This is a genomic window from Citrobacter sp. Igbk 16 (assembly GCF_028069755.1).
Classification (GTDB): Bacteria; Pseudomonadota; Gammaproteobacteria; order Enterobacterales; family Enterobacteriaceae; genus Citrobacter.
This window is the reverse complement of the sequence record NZ_JANEWJ010000111.1, coordinates 1-265: the sequence shown is the minus strand read 5'-3', so window position 1 is coordinate 265 and position 265 is coordinate 1. Positions and strand designations below refer to the sequence as shown.

The window sequence follows — 265 nt, the reverse complement described above, 5'->3', positions numbered from 1 at the left end:
CCCATCAATTAACCTTCCGGCACCGGGCAGGCGTCACACCGTATACGTCCACTTTCGTGTTTGCACAGTGCTGTGTTTTTAATAAACAGTTGCAGCCAGCTGGTATCTTCGACTGATTTCAGCTCCATGAGTAAATCACTTCACCTACATATCAGCGTGCCTTCTCCCGAAGTTACGGCACCATTTTGCCTAGTTCCTTCACCCGAGTTCTCTCAAGCGCCTTGGTATTCTCTACCTGACCACCTGTGTCGGTTTGGGGTACGAT

General features: G+C 49.8%; 1 rRNA gene. It reads right to left on the bottom strand.

Features of this window, described 5'->3' with window-relative positions:
* Positions 1–265 (bottom strand): 23S ribosomal RNA (locus NNO03_RS22825); the annotation flags it as partial.